Annotated in this window: 22 protein-coding genes and 3 tRNA genes; 10 read left to right on the top strand and 15 right to left on the bottom strand. The window is 66.2% G+C overall.

What is annotated here, in order from left to right; genetic code table 11:
* Positions 1 to 37 precede the first annotated feature (37 nt).
* The 5 genes from PKE80_RS01750 to tkt all read right to left on the bottom strand — a co-directional run bounded on the left by PKE80_RS01750 (position 38) and on the right by tkt (position 5,976).
* The gene (locus PKE80_RS01750) at positions 38 to 1,120 is read right to left on the bottom strand and encodes an acyltransferase family protein (protein WP_271181021.1); all 1,083 of its coding nucleotides are present in this window, start codon (positions 1,118 to 1,120) and stop codon (positions 38 to 40) included.
* A gap of 142 nt (positions 1,121 to 1,262) precedes the next feature.
* Positions 1,263 to 2,462, bottom strand: a complete 1,200-nt coding sequence (locus PKE80_RS01755) for a phosphoglycerate kinase (RefSeq protein WP_271181022.1) — start codon at positions 2,460 to 2,462, stop codon at positions 1,263 to 1,265.
* Complete coding sequence (locus PKE80_RS01760; protein ID WP_271181023.1) at positions 2,459 to 2,890, bottom strand: MOSC domain-containing protein; 432 nt, start codon at positions 2,888 to 2,890, stop codon at positions 2,459 to 2,461. Before PKE80_RS01760 ends, PKE80_RS01755 begins: the two co-directional genes overlap by 4 nt.
* A 61-nt stretch (positions 2,891 to 2,951) precedes the next feature.
* Positions 2,952 to 3,959: a type I glyceraldehyde-3-phosphate dehydrogenase gene (gap, locus tag PKE80_RS01765; RefSeq protein ID WP_008829032.1), complete on the bottom strand. Its 1,008-nt coding sequence runs from the start codon at positions 3,957 to 3,959 to the stop codon at positions 2,952 to 2,954.
* Positions 3,960 to 3,987: 28 nt separating this feature from the next.
* The gene (gene tkt / locus PKE80_RS01770) at positions 3,988 to 5,976 is read right to left on the bottom strand and encodes a transketolase (RefSeq protein ID WP_271181024.1); all 1,989 of its coding nucleotides are present in this window, start codon (positions 5,974 to 5,976) and stop codon (positions 3,988 to 3,990) included.
* Positions 5,977 to 6,214: 238 nt separating this feature from the next.
* On the opposite strand from tkt, the gene PKE80_RS01775 reads away from it, so the two are divergent.
* The 4 genes from PKE80_RS01775 to PKE80_RS01790 all read left to right on the top strand — a co-directional run bounded on the left by PKE80_RS01775 (position 6,215) and on the right by PKE80_RS01790 (position 7,803).
* Positions 6,215 to 6,466 (top strand): hypothetical protein, encoded by a 252-nt coding sequence (locus tag PKE80_RS01775; protein ID WP_271181025.1) that lies wholly within the window; start codon positions 6,215 to 6,217, stop codon positions 6,464 to 6,466.
* A complete protein-coding gene (locus PKE80_RS01780; RefSeq protein ID WP_271181026.1) occupies positions 6,466 to 6,798 on the top strand; it encodes a cell division protein ZapA in 333 nt (110 codons plus the stop codon). Before PKE80_RS01775 ends, PKE80_RS01780 begins: the two co-directional genes overlap by 1 nt.
* Positions 6,799 to 6,951: 153 nt before the next feature.
* Positions 6,952 to 7,551 (top strand): 5-formyltetrahydrofolate cyclo-ligase, encoded by a 600-nt coding sequence (locus PKE80_RS01785; RefSeq protein WP_271181027.1) that lies wholly within the window; start codon positions 6,952 to 6,954, stop codon positions 7,549 to 7,551.
* 12 nt (positions 7,552 to 7,563) lie between these two features.
* Positions 7,564 to 7,803, top strand: a complete 240-nt coding sequence (locus PKE80_RS01790; RefSeq protein WP_271181028.1) for a DUF2842 domain-containing protein — start codon at positions 7,564 to 7,566, stop codon at positions 7,801 to 7,803.
* 183 nt (positions 7,804 to 7,986) lie between these two features.
* Here the strand turns inward: PKE80_RS01790 and PKE80_RS01795 are convergent.
* Positions 7,987 to 8,063, bottom strand: a tRNA-Asp gene (locus PKE80_RS01795).
* Between the two features lie 64 nt (positions 8,064 to 8,127).
* A tRNA-Asp gene (locus PKE80_RS01800) sits at positions 8,128 to 8,204 on the bottom strand.
* Between the two features lie 178 nt (positions 8,205 to 8,382).
* Here PKE80_RS01800 and PKE80_RS01805 point away from each other — a divergent pair.
* Complete coding sequence (locus PKE80_RS01805; RefSeq protein WP_069707639.1) at positions 8,383 to 8,844, top strand: hypothetical protein; 462 nt, start codon at positions 8,383 to 8,385, stop codon at positions 8,842 to 8,844.
* Positions 8,845 to 8,972: 128 nt separating this feature from the next.
* Here the strand turns inward: PKE80_RS01805 and PKE80_RS01810 are convergent, their stop codons facing one another.
* The 5 genes from PKE80_RS01810 to thyA all read right to left on the bottom strand — a co-directional run bounded on the left by PKE80_RS01810 (position 8,973) and on the right by thyA (position 14,343).
* Positions 8,973 to 9,551: a YdeI/OmpD-associated family protein gene (locus PKE80_RS01810; RefSeq protein ID WP_271181029.1), complete on the bottom strand. Its 579-nt coding sequence runs from the start codon at positions 9,549 to 9,551 to the stop codon at positions 8,973 to 8,975.
* A gap of 10 nt (positions 9,552 to 9,561) precedes the next feature.
* Positions 9,562 to 10,917 carry a dihydrolipoamide acetyltransferase family protein gene (locus tag PKE80_RS01815; protein ID WP_271181030.1) on the bottom strand — a complete coding sequence of 452 codons (1,356 nt, stop codon included), beginning with the start codon at positions 10,915 to 10,917 and terminating at the stop codon, positions 9,562 to 9,564.
* A gap of 5 nt (positions 10,918 to 10,922) precedes the next feature.
* Positions 10,923 to 11,975 carry an alpha-ketoacid dehydrogenase subunit beta gene (locus PKE80_RS01820; protein ID WP_271181031.1) on the bottom strand — a complete coding sequence of 351 codons (1,053 nt, stop codon included), beginning with the start codon at positions 11,973 to 11,975 and terminating at the stop codon, positions 10,923 to 10,925.
* The gene (locus PKE80_RS01825) at positions 11,972 to 13,282 is read right to left on the bottom strand and encodes a 3-methyl-2-oxobutanoate dehydrogenase (2-methylpropanoyl-transferring) subunit alpha (protein ID WP_008832329.1); all 1,311 of its coding nucleotides are present in this window, start codon (positions 13,280 to 13,282) and stop codon (positions 11,972 to 11,974) included. Before PKE80_RS01825 ends, PKE80_RS01820 begins: the two co-directional genes overlap by 4 nt.
* 104 nt (positions 13,283 to 13,386) lie before the next feature.
* On the bottom strand, positions 13,387 to 14,343 hold the full coding sequence (gene thyA, locus PKE80_RS01830) for a thymidylate synthase (protein ID WP_271181032.1): 957 nt from the start codon (positions 14,341 to 14,343) through the stop codon (positions 13,387 to 13,389).
* 179 nt (positions 14,344 to 14,522) lie between these two features.
* On the opposite strand from thyA, the gene PKE80_RS01835 reads away from it, so the two are divergent.
* Positions 14,523 to 14,599 (top strand) — tRNA-Pro (locus tag PKE80_RS01835).
* Positions 14,600 to 14,666: 67 nt separating this feature from the next.
* On the opposite strand, the gene PKE80_RS01840 is transcribed toward PKE80_RS01835, so the two are convergent.
* Together PKE80_RS01840 and recG are read right to left on the bottom strand one after the other, a co-directional pair.
* Positions 14,667 to 15,422, bottom strand: a complete 756-nt coding sequence (locus tag PKE80_RS01840) for a FadR/GntR family transcriptional regulator (protein ID WP_271181033.1) — start codon at positions 15,420 to 15,422, stop codon at positions 14,667 to 14,669.
* Positions 15,423 to 15,542: 120 nt separating this feature from the next.
* On the bottom strand, positions 15,543 to 17,600 hold the full coding sequence (gene recG / locus PKE80_RS01845) for an ATP-dependent DNA helicase RecG (protein ID WP_271181034.1): 2,058 nt from the start codon (positions 17,598 to 17,600) through the stop codon (positions 15,543 to 15,545).
* A gap of 103 nt (positions 17,601 to 17,703) precedes the next feature.
* On the opposite strand from recG, the gene PKE80_RS01850 reads away from it, so the two are divergent.
* Complete coding sequence (locus PKE80_RS01850) at positions 17,704 to 18,126, top strand: baeRF12 domain-containing protein (protein ID WP_008832325.1); 423 nt, start codon at positions 17,704 to 17,706, stop codon at positions 18,124 to 18,126.
* Positions 18,127 to 18,171: 45 nt separating this feature from the next.
* Entirely contained in the window at positions 18,172 to 18,444 is a 273-nt protein-coding gene (locus tag PKE80_RS01855) for an FAD assembly factor SdhE (RefSeq protein ID WP_271181035.1), read from the top strand.
* A 58-nt stretch (positions 18,445 to 18,502) separates the two neighbouring features.
* On the opposite strand, the gene PKE80_RS01860 is transcribed toward PKE80_RS01855, so the two are convergent.
* Positions 18,503 to 19,237 (bottom strand): SDR family oxidoreductase, encoded by a 735-nt coding sequence (locus PKE80_RS01860; RefSeq protein ID WP_271181036.1) that lies wholly within the window; start codon positions 19,235 to 19,237, stop codon positions 18,503 to 18,505.
* A 198-nt stretch (positions 19,238 to 19,435) separates the two neighbouring features.
* Between PKE80_RS01860 and mfd the strand changes: the two genes are divergently transcribed.
* Both mfd and PKE80_RS01870 read left to right on the top strand, forming a co-directional pair.
* Positions 19,436 to 22,930, top strand: coding sequence for a transcription-repair coupling factor (gene mfd / locus PKE80_RS01865; protein WP_271181037.1), 3,495 nt, complete (start codon positions 19,436 to 19,438; stop codon positions 22,928 to 22,930).
* A gap of 40 nt (positions 22,931 to 22,970) precedes the next feature.
* Entirely contained in the window at positions 22,971 to 23,153 is a 183-nt protein-coding gene (locus PKE80_RS01870; protein ID WP_271181038.1) for a type II toxin-antitoxin system HicA family toxin, read from the top strand.
* Positions 23,154 to 23,161: the final 8 nt, after the last annotated feature.

Raw genomic sequence — 23,161 nt, forward strand, 5'->3', positions numbered from 1 at the left:
CCCTCTGTTCGCAACTGCGGCATCTGTCATTAGGGGGTCAATTCGGTATAGCGCGCGGCGGCACGTGTCGCGCCCTCGCATGCAGCATGACGTTCAGGCGCCGGCGCAGCGGAATGTCCACGAAGCGCACGCAAAGCCAGCCGAGCCCGACGCAGGCGGCAAGGTAGACCGCGCCCATCAGCACTTCGTTCCAGCCGAGATCGTCTTTGAAGTAGCGCAGCGGCTCCATCAGCGCCCAGTGCACGGCATAGACCGCGTAGGACACTTCGCCGAGGAACCACGCCACCGGCATCAGTACACGCGAAGGTTCGCCGCGCGAGCCCAGCCAGACCAGCAGCGGCGAGACAAGCACGGCGCAAGTGACGTCGTACCAGCCCTTGGGAATGAACGCCGGATCGGCGACCAGCATCGCGAGGATCGCGATGAGGCAGAAAACGCCGAGCCAGCCGGGATGGCGGACCTCTTTCACGGGTAACCCGGCGATCAGCACGCCTGCGGTGAACGACATCGTCGTGCGCAGCATCGTCGTGCCCATCTGGCTCCACAACGGACCAAGATTGCCGCCCTCGCGCGCCAGCACGGCGGGCACGAAGAAGCAGGCGGCGGCGATCGCCACGGCAAGCTGCCCGATGCGCGGCAGACGGAACAGCACCAGCGCGAGGCCGAGGCTGGCGACGAGTTCGAAGAACAGCGACCACGCCGGCACGTTCATCGGGAACAGCGTGTTGGTGAAGGGCGACGGCAGCATCAGCAGATTGGGCGGCAGCGACTTGGCGATCTTGGCGTAGCTGTAGACGTCGCCCTTGCCGGTCCAGTGGTTCGAGATCGCGGAGAGCGTCGTGATGACGATCCCTGCGAGGAACAGCGGATAGAGCCGCACCACGCGCTGCTTCATGAAGGCCCAGGTGGTCAGCCCGTTCTGCCAGCGCGGCAGGTAAGTACGGCACAGCACGAAGCCGGAGAGCGCGAAGAAGAAGTCCACCGCGACATAGCCGTGCGGGGCCTGCGAGATGTTGTAATGGAACAGCGCCACGGCGAGCGCCGCGATGCCGCGCATGCCGTCGAGCGTGACGTACCGGCCCTGCCAGGGCGGTGCGGGAGCAAGGTTTCGATCCGTCATTCCCCTGCGAGCCCCAAAGTCATCCCTTACGATCAATATGTCCGTCATCCCCGCGAAGGCGGGGACCCATCTGATGCCCGTGCAATAGGTCAGGTCAGGAGATGGGTTCCCGCCTTCGCGGGGATGACGGGGTTGTTTTGCGTCAGGCTTCCAGCGCCGCGACGCCGGGCAGCACCTTGCCTTCCATCCACTCGAGGAAGGCACCGCCCGCCGTCGAGATGTACGAGAAGTCCTGCGCCACGCCCGCATGGTTGAGCGCCGCTACGGTATCGCCGCCGCCCGCCACCGAGACCAGCGAGCCGTCCGCCGTCAGCGCGGCGGCGGTCTTCGCCAGCGCCACGGTGGCGGCGTCGAACGGCTCCATCTCGAACGCGCCGAGCGGGCCGTTCCACACCAGCGTGCGGCAGTTCTTGAGCACGTCGCCCAGCGTTTCCGCCGCGTTCGGACCGGCATCGAGGATCATCTCGTCGGCCGCGACTTCATGGACGTTGCAGATGCGCAGCGACGGCGGGTTGGCCGCGAATTCCTTCGACACGACCACGTCGTACGGCAGGTGGACGGTGCAGCCCGAGGCATCCGCCGTGGCAAGGATTTCGTTCGCGGTATCGGTCAGGTCATGCTCGCAAAGCGACTTGCCCACGTCCACGCCCTTGGCGGCAAGGAAGGTGTTCGCCATGCCGCCACCGATGATGAGGTGATCGACTTGGCGGACGAGGTGCTTGAGCACTTCGAGCTTGGACGAAACCTTGGCCCCGCCGACGACCGCCGCGACCGGCTTCTCGGGCGTGCCGAGTGCCTTTTCGAGCGCTTCCAGTTCCGCCTGCATCGAGCGACCGGCGTAAGCGGGCAGCACCTTGGCGAGACCTTCGGTGGTGGCATGGGCGCGGTGCGCGGCGGAGAAGGCGTCGTTCACGTAGAAGTCCGCATTCGCCGCGATCGCAGCGGCGAGTTCGGGGTCGTTCTTTTCCTCGCCCTTCCAGAAACGGGTGTTCTCGAGGATGGCGATGTCGCCGGCACGCAGGATGCCGACGGCCTGCTTCACGATGTCGCCCGCGATCTCGGGCACGAACATCACTTCCTTGCCCAGCGTCTTCTCGACCGCGCCGACCACCATCGAGAGCGACTGGCTCGGCACGCGCTCGCCCTTGGGGCGACCGAAGTGGGCGAGGAGGAGGACCTTGGCGCCCTTCTCGGCGAGTTCCAGCACGGTGGGCGCCGCGGCGCGGATGCGGGTGTCGTCGGTGACGGCGCCGTCCTGCATCGGCAGGTTGAGGTCCACGCGCACCAGCGCGACCTTGCCGGTCACATCACCAAGGTCATCAAGGGTCTTGAATGCCGTCATCTCTCGATCCTTATCTCGTCGCCCAGGGCGATATCGCCGTCGTCAAGCACCGTGCCCAGCACACCGCCCCGCCAATCCGGCAGGAGCGCGCCCTTGAGGCCCTGTGCCACTTCCTCCATGCGGCTGCACGGATCGCATTCCATCGTGACTGCTATGCGCAGGGTATTGCCGATCGCCAGGACATAGCCGGTTTCCCTCGGGAAACGCAGTCCTTCGACCAGCAGGTTCGCCCGCCGCGCATGCCATGGCGGCTCTTCGAAACCGAACAGGCCGCCGCAGATTTCAAGTTCGCCCAGCGCCGCCCGCCAGCTTTCGATCTCCATCAGGGAGACCTGCCGGCGCGGCCGCTTGCCCGGACGCACCGCGCCGCGAAAGTCCCCATGGACTCCCGCGGCGGCAGTTACGGCGACGGACCGCAGTTCCTCCATCGGCGCGCGAGGGCGTTGCCTTCGCGCGATACCGATAAGGCGGCCCGTCCCCATCAAGGTCTCAGAGCAGGCCGCCCATCACGCCGGCCGTGTCGACCATGCGGTTGGAGAAGCCCCACTCGTTGTCGTACCACGAAAGAACGCGCACCAGCTTGCCTTCGAGAACCGAGGTTTCGAGGCTGTCGATGGTGGACGAGTGCGAATCGTGGTTGAAGTCGATCGAGACCAGCGGCTCCTCGGTGTAGCCGAGCACGCCCTTGAGTTCGCCTTCCGCAGCGGCCTTGAGCAGCGCGTTGACTTCCTCGGTGGTGGTGTCGCGGCTCGGCACGAAGGTCAGGTCGACGACCGAGACGTTCGGGGTCGGCACGCGGATCGACGAACCGTCGAGCTTGCCCTTGAGGTCCGGCAGAACGAGGCCGACGGCAACGGCGGCGCCGGTGCTGGTCGGGATCATGTTCATCGCGGCAGCGCGGGCGCGGCGCGGGTCGGAGTGGATCTGGTCGAGGATCTTCTGGTCGTTGGTGTACGAGTGGATCGTGGTCATCAGACCGCGCTCGATACCGATCTTCTCGTGCAGGACCTTGGCGAAGGGCGCCAGGCAGTTGGTGGTGCACGAAGCGTTCGACACGACGGTGTGCTCGGCGGTGAGCGCGTCATGGTTGACGCCGTAGACGACGGTGAGGTCGACGTTCTTGGCAGGCGCCGAGATCAGCACGCGCTTGGCGCCGGCTTCGATGTGCTTCGAGGCCGAGGCCTTGTCGGTGAAGAAGCCGGTGCATTCCAGCGCGATGTCGACGCCGTTGGCGGCGTGCGGCAGGTTCGCGGGATCGCGCTCGGCGGTCACCTTGATGCGCTTGCCGTTGATGATGAGGTCATCGCCGTCGACTTCCACGGTGCCCGCAAACGCACCGTGGACGCTGTCGCGCTTGAAGAGGAGGGCATTGGCCTTGGCGCTGGCGAGGTCGTTGATCGACACCAGCTCGAGGTCATGGTCGGTACGCTCGAGAATGGCGCGGGCGACATTGCGCCCGATACGTCCGAAACCGTTGATCGCAACCTTGGTCGCCATAATCCTAATCTCCTCTTAGGTGGTATTCTTAGCTGCTGAGCTTTTCCAGGACCTGCGGCACGATCGCATCGACGGTGAAGCCGAAGCGCTCGAACAGAACCTTGGCCGGGGCCGAGGCGCCGAAGCGGTCGAGGCCGATGTTGAGGCCGCCATTGCGGCTGAATGCGGTGAAGCGCTCCCAGCCGTGCGTAACGCCCGCCTCGATCGAGACACGCAGGATCGACGGGTCGTTCGGCAGGACTTCGTGCTTGTACGCCGCGTCCTGCGCCTCGAACAGCTCCATGCACGGCATCGAGACGACGTCGGCGCCGATGCCCTGGGCCTGCAGTGCGCCCTGCACCTTCACGGCCAGTTCGACTTCCGAACCGGTGGCGATCAGGATCACCTTGCGGTCACCCTCGGCGCGGCGCAGCGTGTAGGCGCCGCGGGCAGAGAGCATTTCGCCCGAGGTGCGAAGCTGCGGCAGGTTCTGGCGGGTCAGCGCGAGGACCGAAGGCGTCTCGGCGCTTTCCAGCGCGATCTGCCAGCACTCGGCGGTCTCGATGACGTCGGCCGGGCGGAACACGTAGAGGTTCGGGATCAGGCGCAGCGACATGACCGTCTCTACCGGCTGGTGAGTCGGGCCATCTTCGCCGAGGCCGATCGAATCGTGGGTCAGCACGTAGATCACGCGGGTCTGCTGCAGCGCCGACATGCGGATCGCGTTGCGGGCATAGTCCGAGAAGATCAGGAAGGTGCCGCCGTAGGGGATCACGCCGCCATGCAGCGCCATGCCGTTCATCGCCGCCGACATGCCGAATTCACGGATGCCGTAGTAGACGTAGCGGCCGGCGTAGTCCTTGGCCGAGAACGCCGACTGGCACTTGGCCTTGGTGTTGTTCGAACCGGTGAGGTCGGCGGAGCCCCCGACCATCTCGGGCACCAGCGGCGCGAGGACGTTGAGCACGTTCTCCGACGCCTTGCGGGTCGCGACGGTGGTTTCGCTCTCCAGCCAGCCTGCGAAAGTCTTCGCGGCTTCGTCGCCCGAAGGCAGTTCGCCGTTCATGCGGCGGGTCAGTTCCGCGCCCTTGTCCGAAGCGGCAAGGCGGGCGTCCCACTCGGCGCGCAGCTTCGCGCCCTTTTCGCCCAGCGAGCGCCAGTCGGCGAGGATCTCGGCCGGGATCTCGAAGGGAGCGTGGGCCCAGCCGATGTTCTCGCGGGTCGCGGCGATCTCGGCATCGCCCAGCGGCGAGCCGTGGACGTCGTGGCCGCCCTGCTTGTTGGGCGAACCCTTGCCAATCAGCGTGCGGCAGGCGACCAGCGTGGGCTTGTCCGAAGCGGCAGCCTGGCCCAGCGCGCGCTCGATGTCGGCGAAGTCGTGGCCGTCGCACTCGAACACGTCCCAGCCCGAAGCGCGGTAGCGTGCCGGAATGTCTTCCGAAGTCGACAGCGAGGCGTCGCCGTCGATGGTGATCTTGTTGTCGTCCCACAGCACCTTGAGGCGGCCCAGCTTCAGCGTGCCGGCCAGGCCGATCGCCTCGTGGTTGACGCCTTCCATGAGGCAGCCGTCACCGGCGATGACCCACGTGTTGTGATCGACGAGGTCGTCGCCGAAGGTTGCGGCCAGGTGACGCTCGGCCATTGCCATGCCCACGGCCATCGCCACGCCCTGGCCCAGCGGCCCGGTGGTGCATTCGATGCCTTCGATCAGGAAGTTCTCGGGGTGACCGGCGCAGACCGAACCGAGCTGGCGGAAGTTCTTGATGTCGTCCAGCGTCGGGCTGGCGTAGCCGGTCAGGTGCAGCAGCGAGTAGATCAGCATCGAGCCATGGCCTGCCGACAGCACGAAGCGGTCGCGGTCGGCCCACTTGGGCGCCGAGGGATCGAACTTGAGGAACTTGGCGAAGAGCACCGTGGCGACGTCGGCCATGCCCATCGGCATGCCGGGGTGGCCGCTGTTCGCCGCCTGAACCGCGTCCATCGAAAGCGCCCGGATGGCGTTGGCCATCGGCGCAAGACGGTCGGAAGCGAGGGTCATGGGATTACTCCGGGTACGCGCAAAAATGCGGGACGATTCGAATTTCGCGACCCCCTTTAGGCAGAGGTCGCCTCCCGTCAAGTTCACCGCCCGATTTCACCCTCTTCACGCGCAGATCGGATATTGTCCTGCAGTCCGTCGTATCTTCCGCACTATTCAAGCGCAGGCAAGTGACAAGATTGTGAACAACCCGCGCCAACTGCTTGCCCGGCCGCCACAACCGGCGCAGCGCTTGGCCATGGAAAACCCGCTCAAGGGCCGGGCGATCGGCGCGGCCACCGAGGAAAGCGCATCCACGCGCTCCATCTCCCTGCTTGCGCTCGACCGCATCGAGGCCGCATTAACGCGGATAGAGAACGCGGCCCCCACCTGCATTGCCAAGGGCGCGGACTTGCGCCGCCGCCATGAGGATCTGAAGGCCAGCATCAGCCAGTCGCTGTCGGGCCTCGACGATCTCCTCGCCCAGCGCACCCAGGCGGAGGACGCCTGATGGGCAACGTGACACTCGGGATCGGCGGGCGCGAATTCATGCTCGCCTGCGCGGACGGAGAGGAAGCGCATATCCTGCGCCTCGCCCGGCTGATCGATTCGAAGGCCACCGCCTCGGGCGCGGTCGGGCAGACCGAGACGCGGATGCTGCTCTTCGCCGCGCTGATGATGGCGGACGAATTGCACGAACTGCGCTCTCGCCCCGAACCGCAGGCGGTCCTGCCGATCGAGGTTCCGGCGATTCCGGCACAATTCGCGGAAAGACTGGCGCGCATCGCCTCGCGTGTCGAAAATCTTGCCGACCTTCTTGAGACTGAAGCAGCAAACGCCTAGATAGGGCCTGACGGGATCTGCCCGGCACGTGCCGTTCGAACATCCCTGAGGCTATAAGCAATCCATGGGGGGCTGTCCCTGCCCGGATCCTGGTCCGGAACACATGGTCCCCACCTGACGTCGAGGCGTCAGAGGATTTCTAGGAAACGACCCATGGTGGACCCGTCACCCCCCATCCAGATCACCGATGAGAAAGCTGCCCTGCGCAAGCACTTTCGGCAAGCGCGGGCCGAGCATGTCGAAGCCCTGCCGCAGGGCCTGCGCGCGCTGATTCTCAACCGCCCCCCCGCACCGGCCGTTGCACTGGTGCCCGAAGGCGCGACCGTCGGCCTCTATCATCCGGCGACTTCCGAAGCGCCGTCGCTGGGCTGGGCGCGCTGGCTGTCGGAGAACGGCCGCCGTATCGCCCTGCCCTTCTTCCCCGCGCGCGCAGCGGCCATGGAGTTCCGCTTCTGGGACAATCCTTGGGACGACGAAGCCCTCGAACCGGGGCCGTGGCGGGCACTTCAGCCTACGGGCAAGAGCGAGAGCGTGGTGCCGGATGTCGTGATCGTGCCACTGGTGGCGTTCACCGCCGAGGGCCATCGCCTCGGCCAAGGCGGCGGGCATTACGACCGCTGGCTGGCGGCCCATCCGCAGGCCACTGCGATCGGGCTTGCATGGGACTGCCAGTTGGCCGAGGAACTGCCCGTCGAAGCCCACGACCGGCCGCTCGCCGCCGTGGTCACGCCGACGCGGATATATAGCATATAAAGAGGACCTGACATGCGCGAAACACCGACCTGGCGAATCCCCTTCGGGGTGCTCCTGCTGGTCGTCGCGCTGGGGCTCTATGCCATGCTCATCGCCAGCTACGTGGCCGCGCTGATCGGTGAGTGGAATGCCCTTGCCCAGACGCCGGTGTACATCGTGCTGGGCGTGGTGTGGCTGCTGCCGCTCAAGCGTTTCCTGATCTGGATGGAAACCGGACGCTGGAGCGCTCCGGTTACGACCAAAGCCAACTGATCCCGCCGCCGTCATTGCGAGCGTAGCGAAGCAATCCAGAGCCGCGCAAACCGCCCTGGATTGCTTCGCTACGCTCGCAATGACGAAGGGTGGGAACGGCCGGAATATATCCAGAAACGAAAAAGGCCGAGCGTGAGCCCGGCCTCTTCATTCGATCGCTGCTGGAACCACTTCCATGAGAAGTGGCGCGAGTGACGGGGCTCGAACCCGCGACCTCCGGCGTGACAGGCCGGCACTCTAACCAACTGAGCTACACCCGCGCAGCAATATATGTGAGGTTTTTGGACTACCTCAAGTCACTGGATTACCAGCATTTTTCCCAAGTGGCGCGAGTGACGGGGCTCGAACCCGCGACCTCCGGCGTGACAGGCCGGCACTCTAACCAACTGAGCTACACCCGCGTTCTTGCGGTTGCGTCCGCTTGGGAGCGCCGCCACTAGGCCAGCCTCGCAGGGCTGTCAACGGCTTTGCGGAAGGCTTTTTCATTTTTTCGGCGACAGTGGAAATTAACCTTATTTTCGCGAGTGGCGACGCAGTCTTGCACCGGGGCCGCGCTGGGCGGCCGGGGGAGAATCGCCCGTGATTACAGCCAAGCGCATCCTCTGCACGCTATCCCTGACGGCCGCCGCCTTCACCGGCAGCACTCTTTCCGCCGAGGCCCGCAGCACCAGCGCAGTCGCCACCGACAGCGCCGTCTTCGTGGAACGTGTCGATGCGCTCAACGGGCGCAGGCTGGAACCTGCCAGCATGCTCACACGCGGGGACCGGGTCGTGACCGTAGTGACGTGGCGGCGCATGCGCGGCACCGGCGGCTTCGTCCTGACCAACCCCCTGCCCGCCCGTCTCGCCTACCAGCGCAGCGCCAGCGACATGCAGGAAGTGTCGGTCGATGGCGGTCGCTCGTGGGGCCGTCTGGAGGCGATGCGCGTCGACGGACGCCAGGCGACGCCCGAGGACGTCACGCATGTGCGCTGGCGCATCCCCGCGAGCTACGCGGCGCTCGGTCAGGGACGTATCGCCTATGCGGGCGTGGTGCGGTAAAGGCGACGATCGAACCGTCGTCCCGGACTTGATCCGGGACCGCTGGCCGTGAGCAATCCACCTTGCTGCGCTCATCCGGGCTCTCGCCTAAAGGCCGCCAGCGGTCCCGGATCAAGTCCGGGACGACGTTAGCACTTTTCGTATTTCCAATTGCGCTTTCTGCCCTCGGCGATCCACTCAACCGCCTGAGCCATGCGCTTCTCGCGCGTCGCGGCGATCTTCGCCTCGGTGATCCATTCGAGATAGTCGCGCCGTGCCGAAGACGTAAACGCCTCGTAATGCGTCCTTGCAGCGGGAACCCCGTCCAGCGCCGCCGCGAAGTCATCCGGCATGGCGATTTCGGGCTTGGGCTTGCGGGCCTGTTTTACCGCCGTGCCTTTGGCTTGCACCCGCCCACGCGCAGCCTGCAGCTTCCGTACAAGCTCGGCTTCGTCCGGCAAGTCGGCAATCGCGGTGATGCGCCCGAACTGGCCCATCGCATCACCCTGGCGCCCGTCTCCGTGAATGACGAAAGTACAGTGCGCCTTGAACGCCGCCATCCCGGCGACGTTCTTTGCGTTCACGAGGAAGTGCGGCATCCCCCACTTGATCGCCTCTTCGGCATCGGGGAGCGCGCGGTGAGCCAGTTCACGCAGATGTTCGAGGATCGGGCGGGCGAAATCCGCGGCTTTGGCGATATACTCGTCTACGCGCGGATCGCTGCCCATCTGCCCTCTCCTACCCCGCGAGGATCAGCGCCGGGGCCTCGATCAGTTTCCTGAGGTCCTGCGCGAAGCTCGCCGCATCCCAGCCATCTACCACACGGTGATCGCAGCTCATCGAGATATTCATGAGCTTGCGCTTCTCGATGCGCTCGATGCCGTCGGCGCCCTTCACGAACATCGGCCGCTCGACGATGCGGTTGGGGCCGATGATGGCGACTTCGGGGCGGTTGATGACAGGCGTGGTCGCCACCCCGCCCATCGGACCAAGCGACGTCAGGGTGATCGTCGAGCCCGAAAGCTCCGACGACTTCGCCGAGCCATCGCGCGCGGCGTTGGCGAGACGGGTGATCTCCGCCGCCAGCTGCCACAGATTGCGGTCCTGCGCATCGCGGATCACCGGGACCATCAGGCCGCCCGGGGTCTGCGCCGCCATGCCCAGATGCACCGAGCCGTAGCGCGTCACCACGCCTGCCTCGTCGTCGTAATGGGCATTGAGCATCGGGTACTTCGGCAGCAGCTTGCAGATCGCCGTGATCAGGAACGGCAGCATCGTCAGCTTCGGCCTGTCCCCGCGCCCGGCATTGAGCTGCGCGCGCGTCTCCTCCAGCGCGGTGACATCGTACTCCTCGACATAGGCGAAGTGCGGGATGTTGCGCTTGGAGGCGGCCATGTTCTCGGCGATGCGGCGGCGCAGGCCGATGACACGGACCTGCTCGTCCTTGCCTTTCATACCTGCGGGCTGGAAGCCGCCGCTGGCGTTGTAGGAGAGGAAGGCGTCGAGGTCGGCATGGCGCACGCGGCCATCCTCGGCGGGGCGCACTTCGCCAAGGTCGATGCCGAGATCACGGGCACGCTGGCGCACGGCGGGGCTGGCGAGAACCTTGGCGTGAGGGGCGGGCTTTGTCGCGGGCGTGGGCGCGCGGGCTTCGGCAGGCTCAGCCTGAGCGGGTGTGGGAGTCGGAAGAGGCTCTACAACCACCTCCGCTCGTGCTGAGCTTGTCGAAGCACCAGCCACCACCTTCTCAACATCGCCCGCATCCGGCGTCTCGACTTCGATCCGCTCCTCGACCACCTCGGCCTTCGGAGCAGGCGCGCTCTGTTTTCGATCGGCCTCCTCGTTCCCCGCGCCTTCGATCTCGATCACCACCAGCGGCGAGCCGATGGCGATCACGTCGCCCGCCTCGCCCGCCACTTCGACGACCTTGCCCGAAACCGGGCTTTCCATCTCGACGGTGGCCTTGTCGGTCATCATGTCGGCAAGGCGGCCGTCTTCCTCGACGGTATCGCCGACCTTGACGTGCCAGGCGACGATCTCGGCCTCGGCGATGCCTTCCCCGATGTCGGGCAGGCGGAAAATATAGCGTCCCATCCCAGTTATTCCTTCATGAGCCGATCGACCGCCTCGCCGATGCGGACGGGACCGGGGAAATAGGCCCACTCGAGGCTGTGCGGATACGGCGTGTCGAAGCCGGTCACGCGCTCCACGGGGGCTTCGAGGTGATAGAAGCAGCGCTCCTGCACCAGCGTCACCAGTTCGGCGCCGAAGCCGGAGGTGCGGGTCGCCTCGTGTATCACCAGGCATTTCCCCGTCTTCTCCACCGACTTTTCCACAGTCGCCATGTCGAGCGGGACGAGCGTGCGCAGGTCGATGATCTCGGCATCGATGCCCTTCTCGGCCAGCACCGCCTCGGCGACGTGAACCATGGTGCCGTAGGACAACACCGTCAGCGCCGCACCTTCGCGCACGATGCGCGCCTTGCCGAGCGGGATCTTGTAGTAGCCCTCCGGCACCAGGCTGCCGGGATGGCCCTTCCACGTCCGCGAGGGCTTGTCGTAATAGCCGTCGAACGGGCCGTTGTAGATGCGCTTGGGCTCGAAGAAGATGACCGGGTCGTTGTCCTCGATCGCCGCGATCAGCAGGCCCTTGGCATCGTGCGGGGTCGCCGGGATCACCGTCTTGAGGCCCGCGACGTGCGTGAACATCGCCTCCGGGCTCTGGCTGTGCGTCTGGCCACCGAAAATACCACCGCCGAAGGGCGAGCGGATGGTGATCGGCGAGGTGAACTCGCCCGCCGAACGATAGCGCATGCGCGCCGCCTCGGAGACGAGCTGGTCGAGGCCGGGATAGATGTAGTCCGCGAACTGGATCTCCGGCACCGGGCGCAGGCCGTAAGCTGCCATGCCGACCGCCGCGCCGACGATCCCGCATTCGTTGATCGGCGAATCGAACACGCGGTTGCGGCCGTACTTCTTCTGCAGACCGGCGGTAGCGCGGAACACGCCGCCGAAATAGCCGACGTCCTCGCCCAGAATGACGATGTCGGGATCGCGGGCCATCATGATGTCGAGCGCGTCGTTGATCGCCTCGATCATGTTCATCGAACGGGTCGGCGCGTCCTGGAGGCTCAACGCATTCTCTTCGGTCATGCGCCTTCTCCCTTCCATTCGGGCCATTTGATCTCACGCTCGCGGATGGCCTGCGCGGCCTGCTCCTCGAGGTGCCAGGGCAGTTCCTCGAAGACGTCCTCGAACATGGTGTGGAACGGATGGTGCAACCCGTGGCCGAGGACACCGTTCTTCTCGGCCTCCTTGGTCGCCACCTTCACCTGCTCGACCAGTTCGCGGTCCATCGCCTCCTGCTGCGCCTCCGACCACTCGCCAAGTGCGATGAGGTGCTTCTTGAGGCGCATGATCGGATCGCCGAGCGGCCATTCCTCGCGCTCCTGCGCGGAGCGATAGGCGCTGGGATCGTCGGAGGTGGAGTGCCCCTCGGCGCGGTACGTGAAGTGCTCGATCAGGGTCGGCCCCTGATTGGCGCGGGCACGGTCAGCGGCCCAGCGCGAGGCGGCATAGACCGCCAGCGCATCGTTGCCGTCCACCCGCAGCCCGGCAATGCCGTAGCCGGCCGCGCGTGCCGCGAAGGTCGTGCGCTCCGCCCCGGCAAAGCCCGAGAAGCTGGAGATCGCCCACTGGTTGTTGACGACGTTCAGCACCACCGGCGCGTTGTAGACCGCAGCGAACGTCATCGCCGCGTGGAAGTCGCCCTCGGCGCTCGATCCCTCGCCGACGAAGGCGGTGGCGATGCGGGTATCGCCCTTGATCGCGCTGGCCATCGCCCAGCCCACCGCCTGCGGGTACTGCGTGGCGAGGTTGCCCGAGATGGAGAAGAACCCGTAATCCTTGGCCGAGTACATGACCGGCAACTGGCGGCCCTTCAACTTGTCCGCGCGGTTGGAGTAGATCTGGTTGACCATCTCCACCAGCGGATACCCGCGCGAGATCAGGATGCCCTGCTGGCGATAGGTCGGGAACACCATGTCGTCATGCGCGAGCGCATGGGCATGGGCGACCGAGATCGCCTCCTCGCCGGTGCACTTCATGTAGAAGCTGGTCTTGCCCTGCCGCTGCCCACGGTACATCCGGTCGTCGAACGCGCGGGTCAGAGCCATCGTGCGCAGCATCCGCCGCAGCGTCTCGGCATCGAGGCCCGGGTTCCAGGGGCCGACCGCGCGATCCTCTTCATCGAGGACGCGAATCATGTCGGTGGTCATCGGCCAGGTTTCGCTGGCCGGGCAATTCTCGTCCGGGCGCCCCAGTTGTCCTGCAGGCGGCACCGGGAGGTGCGAATAATCGACGACGTCGCCGGGCCGGTAGCGTGGCTCGGGTACGTAGAGTTCCAGCGGCGGGAGATTCCCGCGCGCCCTTCCCGTATCTGGTGCCGTTTTTTCGGCCATTTCAATGCTCTCCCGCCAAGGTCGGGCCGTCGGAACCCGCCCCGCAACAGGCGAAGCAAAATTCCACGGTTAAGTCATATTATTTCAAACCTTGGTAATGTCAATTACACCGCAACCGGCGCGGCGATATGCGCCTGGGGGGCATATCCGGCGACTTCGAAGTCCTCGATCCGGTAGTCGAAGATCGAATCGGGACGCCGGACGATCGCCATAGTCGCCTCGCCTTCCGGCTCGCGCGAGAGCTGTTCTTCGACCAGCGCCGCATGGTTGAGGTACAAGTGGACATCACCACCGGTCCAAACGGCCTCACCCGGCTCGAGGTTGCATTGCTGCGCCATCATCCGCGTCAGCAGGGCCAGCGACCACATGTTGAAGGCGAAGCCGAGGCCGAGGTCGCAGCTGCGCTGATAGAGCAGGCATGAGAGCCGCCCGTCCGCGACATGGAACTGATAGGTCTTGTGACAAGGCGGTAGCGCCATCGAATCGAGTTCGGCGACGTTCCATCCCTCGATGATATGGCGGCGGCTACCTGGATTTTTGCGCAGGCTCTCGACCACCTGCGCCACCTGGTTGATGCCGGGACCGCGCCGGAACAGACCCTCGCCGACCGGCTCGTACGTGTCCCAGTCCACCCACTGCTTGCCGTAGACCGGACCGAGATCGCCCCAGGCCTCGGCGAACACCTCGTCCGCCACGATTCGCGCGGAGAAGTCCTTGCGGCTGATCTCCTCGCCCGTTTCGCGGCGGTAGCGGTCGAGCGGCCAGTCGGTCCAGATTTCCACCCCCTGCGCGCAGAGCGGACGGATATTGGTGTTGCCCGTCAGGAACCACAGCATCTCGCGCGTGGCGGTCTTCCAGTAGACGCGCTTGGTGGTGAGCAGCGGCATCGCACCGCCCGAAAGGTCGAACCGGATCGTCGCGCCGAAGACCGAGCGCGTGCCGACCCCGGTGCGGTCCTGCCGCTCGTCGCCCTGCTCCCAGATGCGGCGCATGAGGTCGAGGTATTGCCATTCCCAATGCGGGGTTGCGGTGGAGGCGGTGCGAAGCGCGGTCGTGGTCATGGCATCAGACTATCCGCCCGCGCGCGCCGGCGAAAGCACCCGCGCGCGATGCTCCCCAGCGCAATCAGCCACCATTTTCACAAGGTTGAAGTTTTTGCCGAAAAGCCCCTTGCCACCCCCGGAAGTGCCCTATATAGGCGCCCTCCTGCCCGGGGCGGTCTTCGGATTGCCCCTCCGGTCGGGGAATAGCTCAGCCTGGTAGAGCACTGTCTTCGGGAGGCAGGGGCCGGAGGTTCGAATCCTCTTTCCCCGACCACTTTATACGAGAACGGCGCGTCGCAAGACGCGCCGTTCGTCGTTTCAGGCCCCGACTTTTACACGTCTCAGCGCGAAAAATAGCGCGAGCGCATTTCCGCCACCCGCGCCCGCGCATCCGCGACGGCGCGTTCCTCGATCGCCATCAGGACGTGTTCGATCGAGCCCTCCAGATGCATCCGCACCGCCGCTCGCGCCCGTCCCGGGTCGCGCGCCTTCAGCGCGGCAAGAATCTCCACGTGCTGCTGCAGACTGTAGCGGTAATTGCGGCTACGGGCTTCCTCCAGCATCCGGCGACATTCCGTCGAGCGCGAGCGCATGTCCCACAAGTCGCGCACGCTGCGCTCCACCGCGAGGTTGCGGGTGGCATGCGCCATAGTCATGTGGAAATCGGTCAGCCCAGCCTGCCAGTCCTCGAACGAGCCGTCCTCCCGACGCATCGCGGCGACGGCGCTGTCCAGTCGCGCCAGTTCCTCGTCGGTGATGTTGGCGGCGGCGAGCGAGGCGGCTTCGCCCTCGAAGATCAGCCTCGCCTGCACCAGTTCCATCGGCGTCACTTCGGCCGGGGAGCGAGGCTCGTCCTCCGGCAGCCGCAGGACATAGGCGCCCGACCCGATGCGGACCTCCACCACGCCCATGACCTCCAGTGCCAGCAGCGCCTCGCGCACGACGGGGCGGCTGACGCCCATGGTGAGCGACAAGTCCCGCTCGGCCGGCATGCGCGCGCCGACCGGATGGCGCCCGGCGCGAATCTCGTCCATCAGTCGCGCCGCGACCTTGCGATAGAGGCGCGGCGACGGCGATTCGTCCTGTGCACGGTCCAACGCTATCCCTCCCTGCGGTCCGACCGGTTATTCCGGTTTCGCGAAATCTGTCTTACCAGTCGCCCGTAAGCCGGGACAAGCGGTGCTCCGCCACAGGCAAGAGAGGTTGCCGACGCAGGCTCAGCCCGAGCGCAGCAGTTGCACGCCCCAGTCGCGCTCGAACAGATAGAGCAGCAGCCGGGCCGCCTCGCCGCGCGGACCGGCAAGGCCGCCGTCGCGCTCGATCAGCAGGCGCGCATCGTCGTGGGCGAGCGGCAGCAGCTTGGTTATCTGTTCGAGGCTGGCGATGCGGAACGGCGTGTCGCCCGACTGGCGCGTGCCGAGCAGTTCGCCGCCGCCGCGCAGTTGCAGGTCTTCCTCGGCAAGCCGGAAGCCGTCCTGCGTCTCGCGCATCAGGGCGAGGCGCTGGCGGCCGGTTTCGGACAACTGGTTGCCGCGCAGCAGCAGGCAGGTGGACTTTCCCGAACCGCGCCCCACGCGCCCGCGCAGTTGGTGCAGCTGGGCAAGGCCGAAGCGCTCGGCCTGTTCGATCACCATCAACGTGGAATTGGGCACGTCGACGCCGACCTCAATCACCGTGGTCGCAACCAGCAGCTTGGCCTCGCCCCGGGCGAAGCGTTCCATCGCCGCGTCCTTGACCTCGGGCCGGAGCTGGCCGTGGACCAGTGCCACGGTATCGCCGAAGCGCTCCTTGAGCGCCGCATAGCGGGCCTCGGCGGCGGCAAGGTCGTCGGTCTCGCTCTCGTTAACCATCGGGCAGACCCAGTAGGCCTGCTGCCCCGATTCGATATGGCGCGTCAGCGCGCCGACGACGTCGTCCATGCGCTCCACCGCGACGACGCGGGTATCGATCGCCTGACGGCCCGGCGGCAGTTCGTCGAGTTTGGAGACTTCCATCTCGCCGTACTGCGCCAGAGTCAGCGTGCGCGGGATGGGGGTCGCGGTCATCGCCAGGGTATGCGGCGCGCGGCGTCCCTTACGCGCCAGCATCAGTCGCTGGCCGACGCCGAAGCGGTGCTGCTCGTCGATCACCACCAGCGCGAGGTTTTTGTACGCGACGCTGTCCTGGAAGATCGCATGCGTGCCCACGACGATCTGGATCGAGCCACCCAGCAGCCCCATCAGGATCGCCTCGCGCGCCTTGCCCTTGTCGCGCCCGGTCAGCAGCGCGATCTCGACGCCGGTGCCCTGCAGCATGCGCGAGAGCGTCTCGTAGTGCTGGCGGGCGAGGATTTCTGTCGGAGCCAGCAGCGCGGCCTGCGCGCCTGCCTCCACCGCGATCAGCATCGAAGACAGCGCCACCACCGTCTTGCCCGAACCCACGTCGCCCTGCAGCAGCCGCAGCATCGGCGAAGGCTGCGCCAGATCGCCCTCGATCTCGCCGATCGAGCGGGCCTGCGCGCCGGTCAGCGCGAACGGCAACTTCAGCTTAGCCCGCAGCGAGCCATCTCCGACCAGCGGCGTGCCGCGCTGCGAGCGGTTGCTTTCGCGCACCAGCATCAGCGCCAGCGCATTGGCGAAGAGTTCGTCGTAGGCCAGCCGGTCGCGCGCGGGGTCGTTGACGCCGCGATGCGCCTCGGTCAGCGCCTCGCGCCAGAGCGGCCAGCCGGTCTTGGCGGTGAGGCTGGGCTCGATCCATTCGGGAAGCTCGGGTAGCGCCTTCAGCGCCTGCGCCACCAGCGACGCTGCGCGGCCCTGCGTCAGCCCTTCGGACAGAGGATAGACCGCCTCGCACAACTGCCCGATCGGCGCGGACGAATCCTCCGACACATGTTCGGGATGCACGATCTGGAGCATCTGGCCGTACTGGTCGATCCGCCCCGCCACCCAGCGCGTCTCGCCGACGGGCAACTGCTTCTTGCCCGTATAGGAGGCGCGGCCGAAGTACGTGACGGTGCAGATGTTCCCCACCGCGTCCTCGGCGATCACGCGGAACGGGCCGCGCCCGCTGGGCGAGCGGTGTTCACGCACGGTGAGCGCGACGATGACGTTCTCGCCCACGCCCGCCTCGTCGAGGTTGGTGATCGCGCGCCGTTCCACGAAGCGGTCGGGCAAGTGATACGCAAGATCCCTGATCCGGGTAAGCCCCAGCTTTTCCAGCGGCTTGCGCAGCTTGGGACCGACGCCTTCGAGCGCCTCGACTTCGACGAACAGGGAATTGAGAGCTTCAGGCCGCATGACGAGCGCCTCTTAGCGCGAGTGGGGACCGTTTCGCCAGAGCAGGCGGAACCTTGTCCGTCATCGTGCGGTTGGCTCCCCTGTAACAATGAAGGAGAAGCCCATGCTCTTGCCGAACGGAACCGTGTTCGCGATCGTCGACGGAGAGAACTTCGAACTCTATCGCAACACGGGGGCGGAAGCCGAACCCCGACTGGCGGCGATGGACGTACCCGAACTGGAGGCGACCAACTTCAGCGCCGGCGCCCGCCGCCTCGACGGCCCCACCCGCCATCAGGCCCGCACCGGCGACGGCAGCAACGATGCGCTCGATGAAAGCGCCCACGTCGCGGCGGTGACGGGATGGCTGAACAGCCAGGTGCTCTCGCGCGAGATCGACCAGCTGGTGGTCGTCGCGGACCCGCGCTCGCTGGGCGAAATGCGCAGGCATTACCATAAGCAGCTCAAGGACGTGCTGGTGGCCGAAGTGCCCAAGAACCTCGCCGGTCGTCCCGCACAGGAGATCACCCGCATCCTGCATGGCTAATGCGCGAACTTGCCCATGCCCGCGCCGCATTGTAACGGCGCGGGCATGAGCGAACTTTCACCCCGCCTCGCCCGCCTCAAGTTCCGCGCCTGGCATCGCGGCACCCGCGAGGCCGACTACATGATCGGCTGCTTCTTCGACCGCTTCCACGCCGAATGGTCGGATGCGGACATCACCCTGTTCGAGACCATCATCGAAGAGGAAGACGTCGATATCATGGGCTGGGCGCTCGGCACTATGTCGGTGCCCGAGGAATATCGCGGGCCGATGATCGATAGGATGATGAAGCTCGATTACGTCGAGATTCCGAGGGACTGATCGGAACGATCCGGCTTCGCTGCGCTCGCAATGACGACTGAAGTGAGGCCGTCGGACTTTACAGCCCGCCCAGCAGGTGCCCGCCATCGACCGGGATCACCACCCCGGTCATGTAGCGCGAGGCATCCGAGCACAGCAGCATGAGCGGCCCGTCGAGATCCTCGAAATTACCGAAGCGCCGCTGCGGAATGCGCTTCGCCATCGCATCGCCCAGCGTACTGGAGAGGAAATCGCGGTTCATGTCCGTGGCGAAATAACCCGGCGCCAGCGCATTCACGCGGATACCGTAGCGCGCCAGTTCCAGCGCCATCTGTTTGGTCATCTGCACCACGCCCGCCTTGCTCATAGCATAGACCGCTAGTTGCCCGCCTTGCGCGAGCCCTAAGATCGACGCGATGTTGACGATCGCCCCGCCCTCACCGCGATCGCGCATGCCCCTCGCGACTTCGGTAGCGACGAGAAAGGCGCCGCGCAGGTTGGCGTTCATGATGTGGTCGTAGTCCTCCACCGTCGCATCGAGCACCGGCTGGGCGCTGGATACGCCCGCGTTGTTGACCAGCACGTCGATGGCGCCTGCCTGCCCGGCGGCCTCGCGGATGCTGGCAGGATCGGTGACGTCGAGGGATACGCAGGTGGCATCGCCGATCTCGGCGGCCAGTTCCTCCAGCGCATCCATGCGCCGGGCCGCGAGCACGACATGGGCACCGGCGACGCTCAGCACCTGCGCAAAATGGCGGCCGAGGCCGCTGGATGCGCCGGTTATCAGTACGCGCTTGCCTTCGAGGGTGGTCATGATGCTCTCCATTTCTCGCAGCTACCGTTCGTCATTGCGAGCGTAGCGCAGCAATCCAGGGCCAGCGTAACACTGCCCTGGATTGCTGCGCTACGCTCGCAATGACGAGAGTGGGAGCGATCCGCAGACATGACACCTTGCGCGGGAAGATGATTGTATTTCCCCTTCGCCCCGCATATCCCGCCAATCACCCCTGTCATGACTGATTTCTCCCGCATCATCACGGCCTCGGCGCCGTTGACCCTCGCTTCGGTCACTCGCGGTTCGCAGCCGCTGGTCATGGCCGACCTTGCCCGCGCCATTGCTCCGAAAGGCCGCGCCGTCTTCGTCGCGGACAACGACCAGGCGATGAGCGCCGTCGCCAGCGCCGCGCAGTTCTTCGCGCCCGAACTGGAGGTCATCGAGTTCCCCGCGTGGGACTGCCTGCCCTACGACCGCGCCAGCCCCGCGCTGTCGGTCAGCGCCCGCCGCCTCGCCGCGCTCCATGCGTTGCAGTTGAAGCGACAGGGGCCGCAGCTTCTCGTCACCACCACCAATGCCCTGCTCCAGCGCGTGCTCACCCCGTTCCGAATCCGCGAATCGGTGCGCCTGCTCAAGCCCGGCATGGAGATCGGCCACGAAAGCCTGATCGGCCTGCTGCGCCGCCAGGGTTACCAGCGCACCGACACCGCGATCGACGCGGGCGAGTTCGCGGTGCGCGGCTCGATCTTCGACATCGTGCCCTCGGGCCTAAATGCCGGAGAAGGATCGGGGGGCGGCCTGCGCCTCGACTTCTTCGGGGACGAGCTGGAAACGCTGCGCCTGTTCGACACCGGCACCCAGCGCTCCAGCGGCACCGTGCCCGACCACCTACTGCTGCCCGCCAGCGAAGCTCTGATGGACGAGGATACCGTCAAGCGCTTCCGCACCCGCTACCGCGAGATGTTCGGCACCAACGCCACGGCCGATCCGCTCTATCAGGCGGTCAGCGACGGCCGCCGCCTTGCGGGCATGGAGCACTGGCTGCCGCTGTTCGAGGACCGGCTGGTCACCCTGTTCGACCACCTCGGCCCCGATGACCTGATCGTGATGGACACCGCCGCGATCGGCGCCGTGGACGAGCGCGTCACCGATATCGCGGACTATCACAAGGCCCGCCTCGAAACCTCGGGCCAGAAGGCCGGCTCCTACCGCCCGCTGGCAACCGATTCGCTCTATCTCGGCAAGGACGAGCTGGACGAACTGATCGCCGCCCACCCGGTCCACCGCGCCGATCCCTTCGCCCAGCCGGAAAGCGGCAAGGTGATCGACTTCGGCTTCGGCAACGCGCGCGATTTCGCCCCCGAGCGCGCCCGCGGAGACAATGCCTACGAGGCGGCCGCCAAGCACCTCCACGCCATCGCCAAGTCGGGCCGCAAGGCGATCCTCGCCGCCTACTCGCCCGGCAGCCGCGCCCGCCTCGTCTCGATACTCGGCGAAGCGAAAGGCCCAGAGCCGCGCGTCGCGGAGACCTGGCAGGAAGCGCTGGGCCTTGCCGTGCAGGGCCGCTCCGCCGCGCTGGTGCTGCCGCTGGAGACCGGCTTCTCCAACGATTCCGTCGAAGTCATCACCGAGCAGGACATTCTGGGCGACCGCCTTGTCCGCCGGAAGAAAAAGAAGAAGGATTCCGACGCCTTCCTCGCCGAACTGGCGGCGCTGACGCCGGGCGATCTCGTCGTCCACATGGACCACGGCATCGGCCGGTACGAAGGCCTGCAGTCGATCCCGGTCGGCAAGAGCCCGCACGACTGCGTGATGCTGACCTACTCCGGCGGCGACAAGCTCTATATCCCGGTCGAGAACCTCGACGTCCTCTCCCGCTACGGCAGCGAGGCGGAAGGCGTCGCGCTCGACAAGCTGGGCGGCGAGGCTTGGCAGAAGCGCCGCGCCCGCCTGAAGGAGCGCATCCGCGAGATCGCGGGCGAACTGATGAAGACCGCCGCCGAACGCGCGCTGCGCGAGGCGCCCGCGCTCGTCGCCGAGGAATCGAGCTTCAACCAGTTCGTCGACCGCTTCCCCTGGCAAGAAACCGAGGACCAGGAAGCCGCCATCGCCGATACGCTGGAAGACCTCTCCAGCGGCCGCCCGATGGACCGCCTCGTCTGCGGCGACGTTGGCTTCGGCAAGACCGAAGTGGCCCTGCGCGCCGCCTTCGTCGCGGCGATGGCGGGCCAGCAGGTCGCTGTCGTCGCGCCGACCACGTTGCTGGCGCGCCAGCACTTCTCCGGCTTCGCGGACCGGTTCGCGGGCTTCCCGCTCAACGTCGGCCGCCTCTCGCGCCTCGTGCCCGAGAAGGAGGCCAAGGCCACCCGCGACGGTCTGGCCGACGGCACGATGGATGTGGTCTGCGGCACCCACGCGATCCTCTCCAAGACGGTCAGCTTCAAGCGCCTTGGCCTCGTCATCGTCGACGAGGAACAGCGTTTCGGCGTGAACCACAAGGAGAAGCTCAAGCAGCTTCGCGCCGACGTGCACGTGCTGACGCTCACCGCCACGCCGATCCCGCGCACCTTGCAGATGGCCATGTCGGGCCTGCGCGAACTCTCCACCATCCAGACTCCGCCGGTCGACCGCCTTGCGGTGCGCACGTACGTGATGGAATGGGACGAGATGGTGATGCGCGAGGCCCTGCTGCGCGAACACCACCGCGGCGGCCAGAGCTTCATCGTCGTCCCCCGCATCTCCGACATGCCCGAGATCGAGGACTGGCTGCACAAGAACGTGCCCGAGGTGAAGTACATCTCCGCCCACGGCCAGATGAGCGCGGGCGACGTGGAAGAGCGCATGAGCGCCTTCTACGAGGGCAAGTACGAGGTGCTGCTCTCCACCACGATCGTGGAAAGCGGCATCGACATCCCGCGCGCCAACACGATCATCATCCACCGCGCCGACCGCTTCGGCCTCGCCCAGCTCTACCAGCTGCGCGGCCGCGTGGGCCGCTCCAAGCTGCGCGCCTATGCCTACCTGACAACGCCGCCCGACCGCGCGCTGTCCGAAGTGGCCGAAAAGCGCCTCAAGGTGCTGGGCGATCTCGATTCGCTGGGCGCGGGCTTCCAGCTCGCCAGCCACGACCTCGATATTCGCGGCGCGGGCAATCTCCTTGGTGACGAGCAGTCCGGCCACATCCGCGAAGTCGGCTTCGAACTCTACCAGTCGATGTTGGAGGACGCGATCCTCGCCGCGCGCGCGGGCGGTGTCGGGCTGGAGAAGGACACCTCGGGCCTGTCCCCGCAGATCACCGTCGAAGCGCCGATCATGATCCCGGAAGAGTACGTACCAGACCTCGCCGTCCGCATGGCGCTCTACCGCCGCCTGAACGATGCGGATTCGCGCGCCGAGATCGAATCGCTCTCCGCCGAGATGATCGACCGCTTCGGCCCCCTGCCCCAGCCGACCGCGAACCTCGTCCAGCTTATCCAGATCAAGCGGCAGGCGATCGAGGCGCACATCGCCAAGATCGACGTGGGCCCGCGCGGGACTTTGGTGAGCTTCCACAACGACAGCTTCCCGAACCCGGTTGGGTTGATCGCCTATGCCGAGCGGCTGAACGGCGCGGTAAAGCTGCGGCCGGACAACAAGCTGGTGCTGCAGCGCGCATGGGGCGATCCAAAAAGCAGGCTCAACGGTTTGCTGCAGCTGACCAAGGGGCTGAGTGCAGTGGCGCGCAAGGGGTGACCCCTTGTCCTGACCGCAATCAGTGTGTATTTATTTACACATGCATCGTGACAGCAAAGCCATCATCAAACGGCTTGAGGCCGAAGGATGGCAGCATGTCTCGACCCGAGGCTCACATGCCAAGTACCGCAAGGACGACCGCACACTGATCGTACCGCATCCGAAGAAGGATTTGCCGATCGGCACCGCGCGTTCGATCGCGAAAATGGCAGGTTGGCTATGACAGGACGA

The sequence above is a fragment of the Novosphingobium resinovorum genome, assembly GCF_027922145.1.
Classification (GTDB): domain Bacteria; phylum Pseudomonadota; class Alphaproteobacteria; order Sphingomonadales; family Sphingomonadaceae; genus Novosphingobium; species Novosphingobium resinovorum.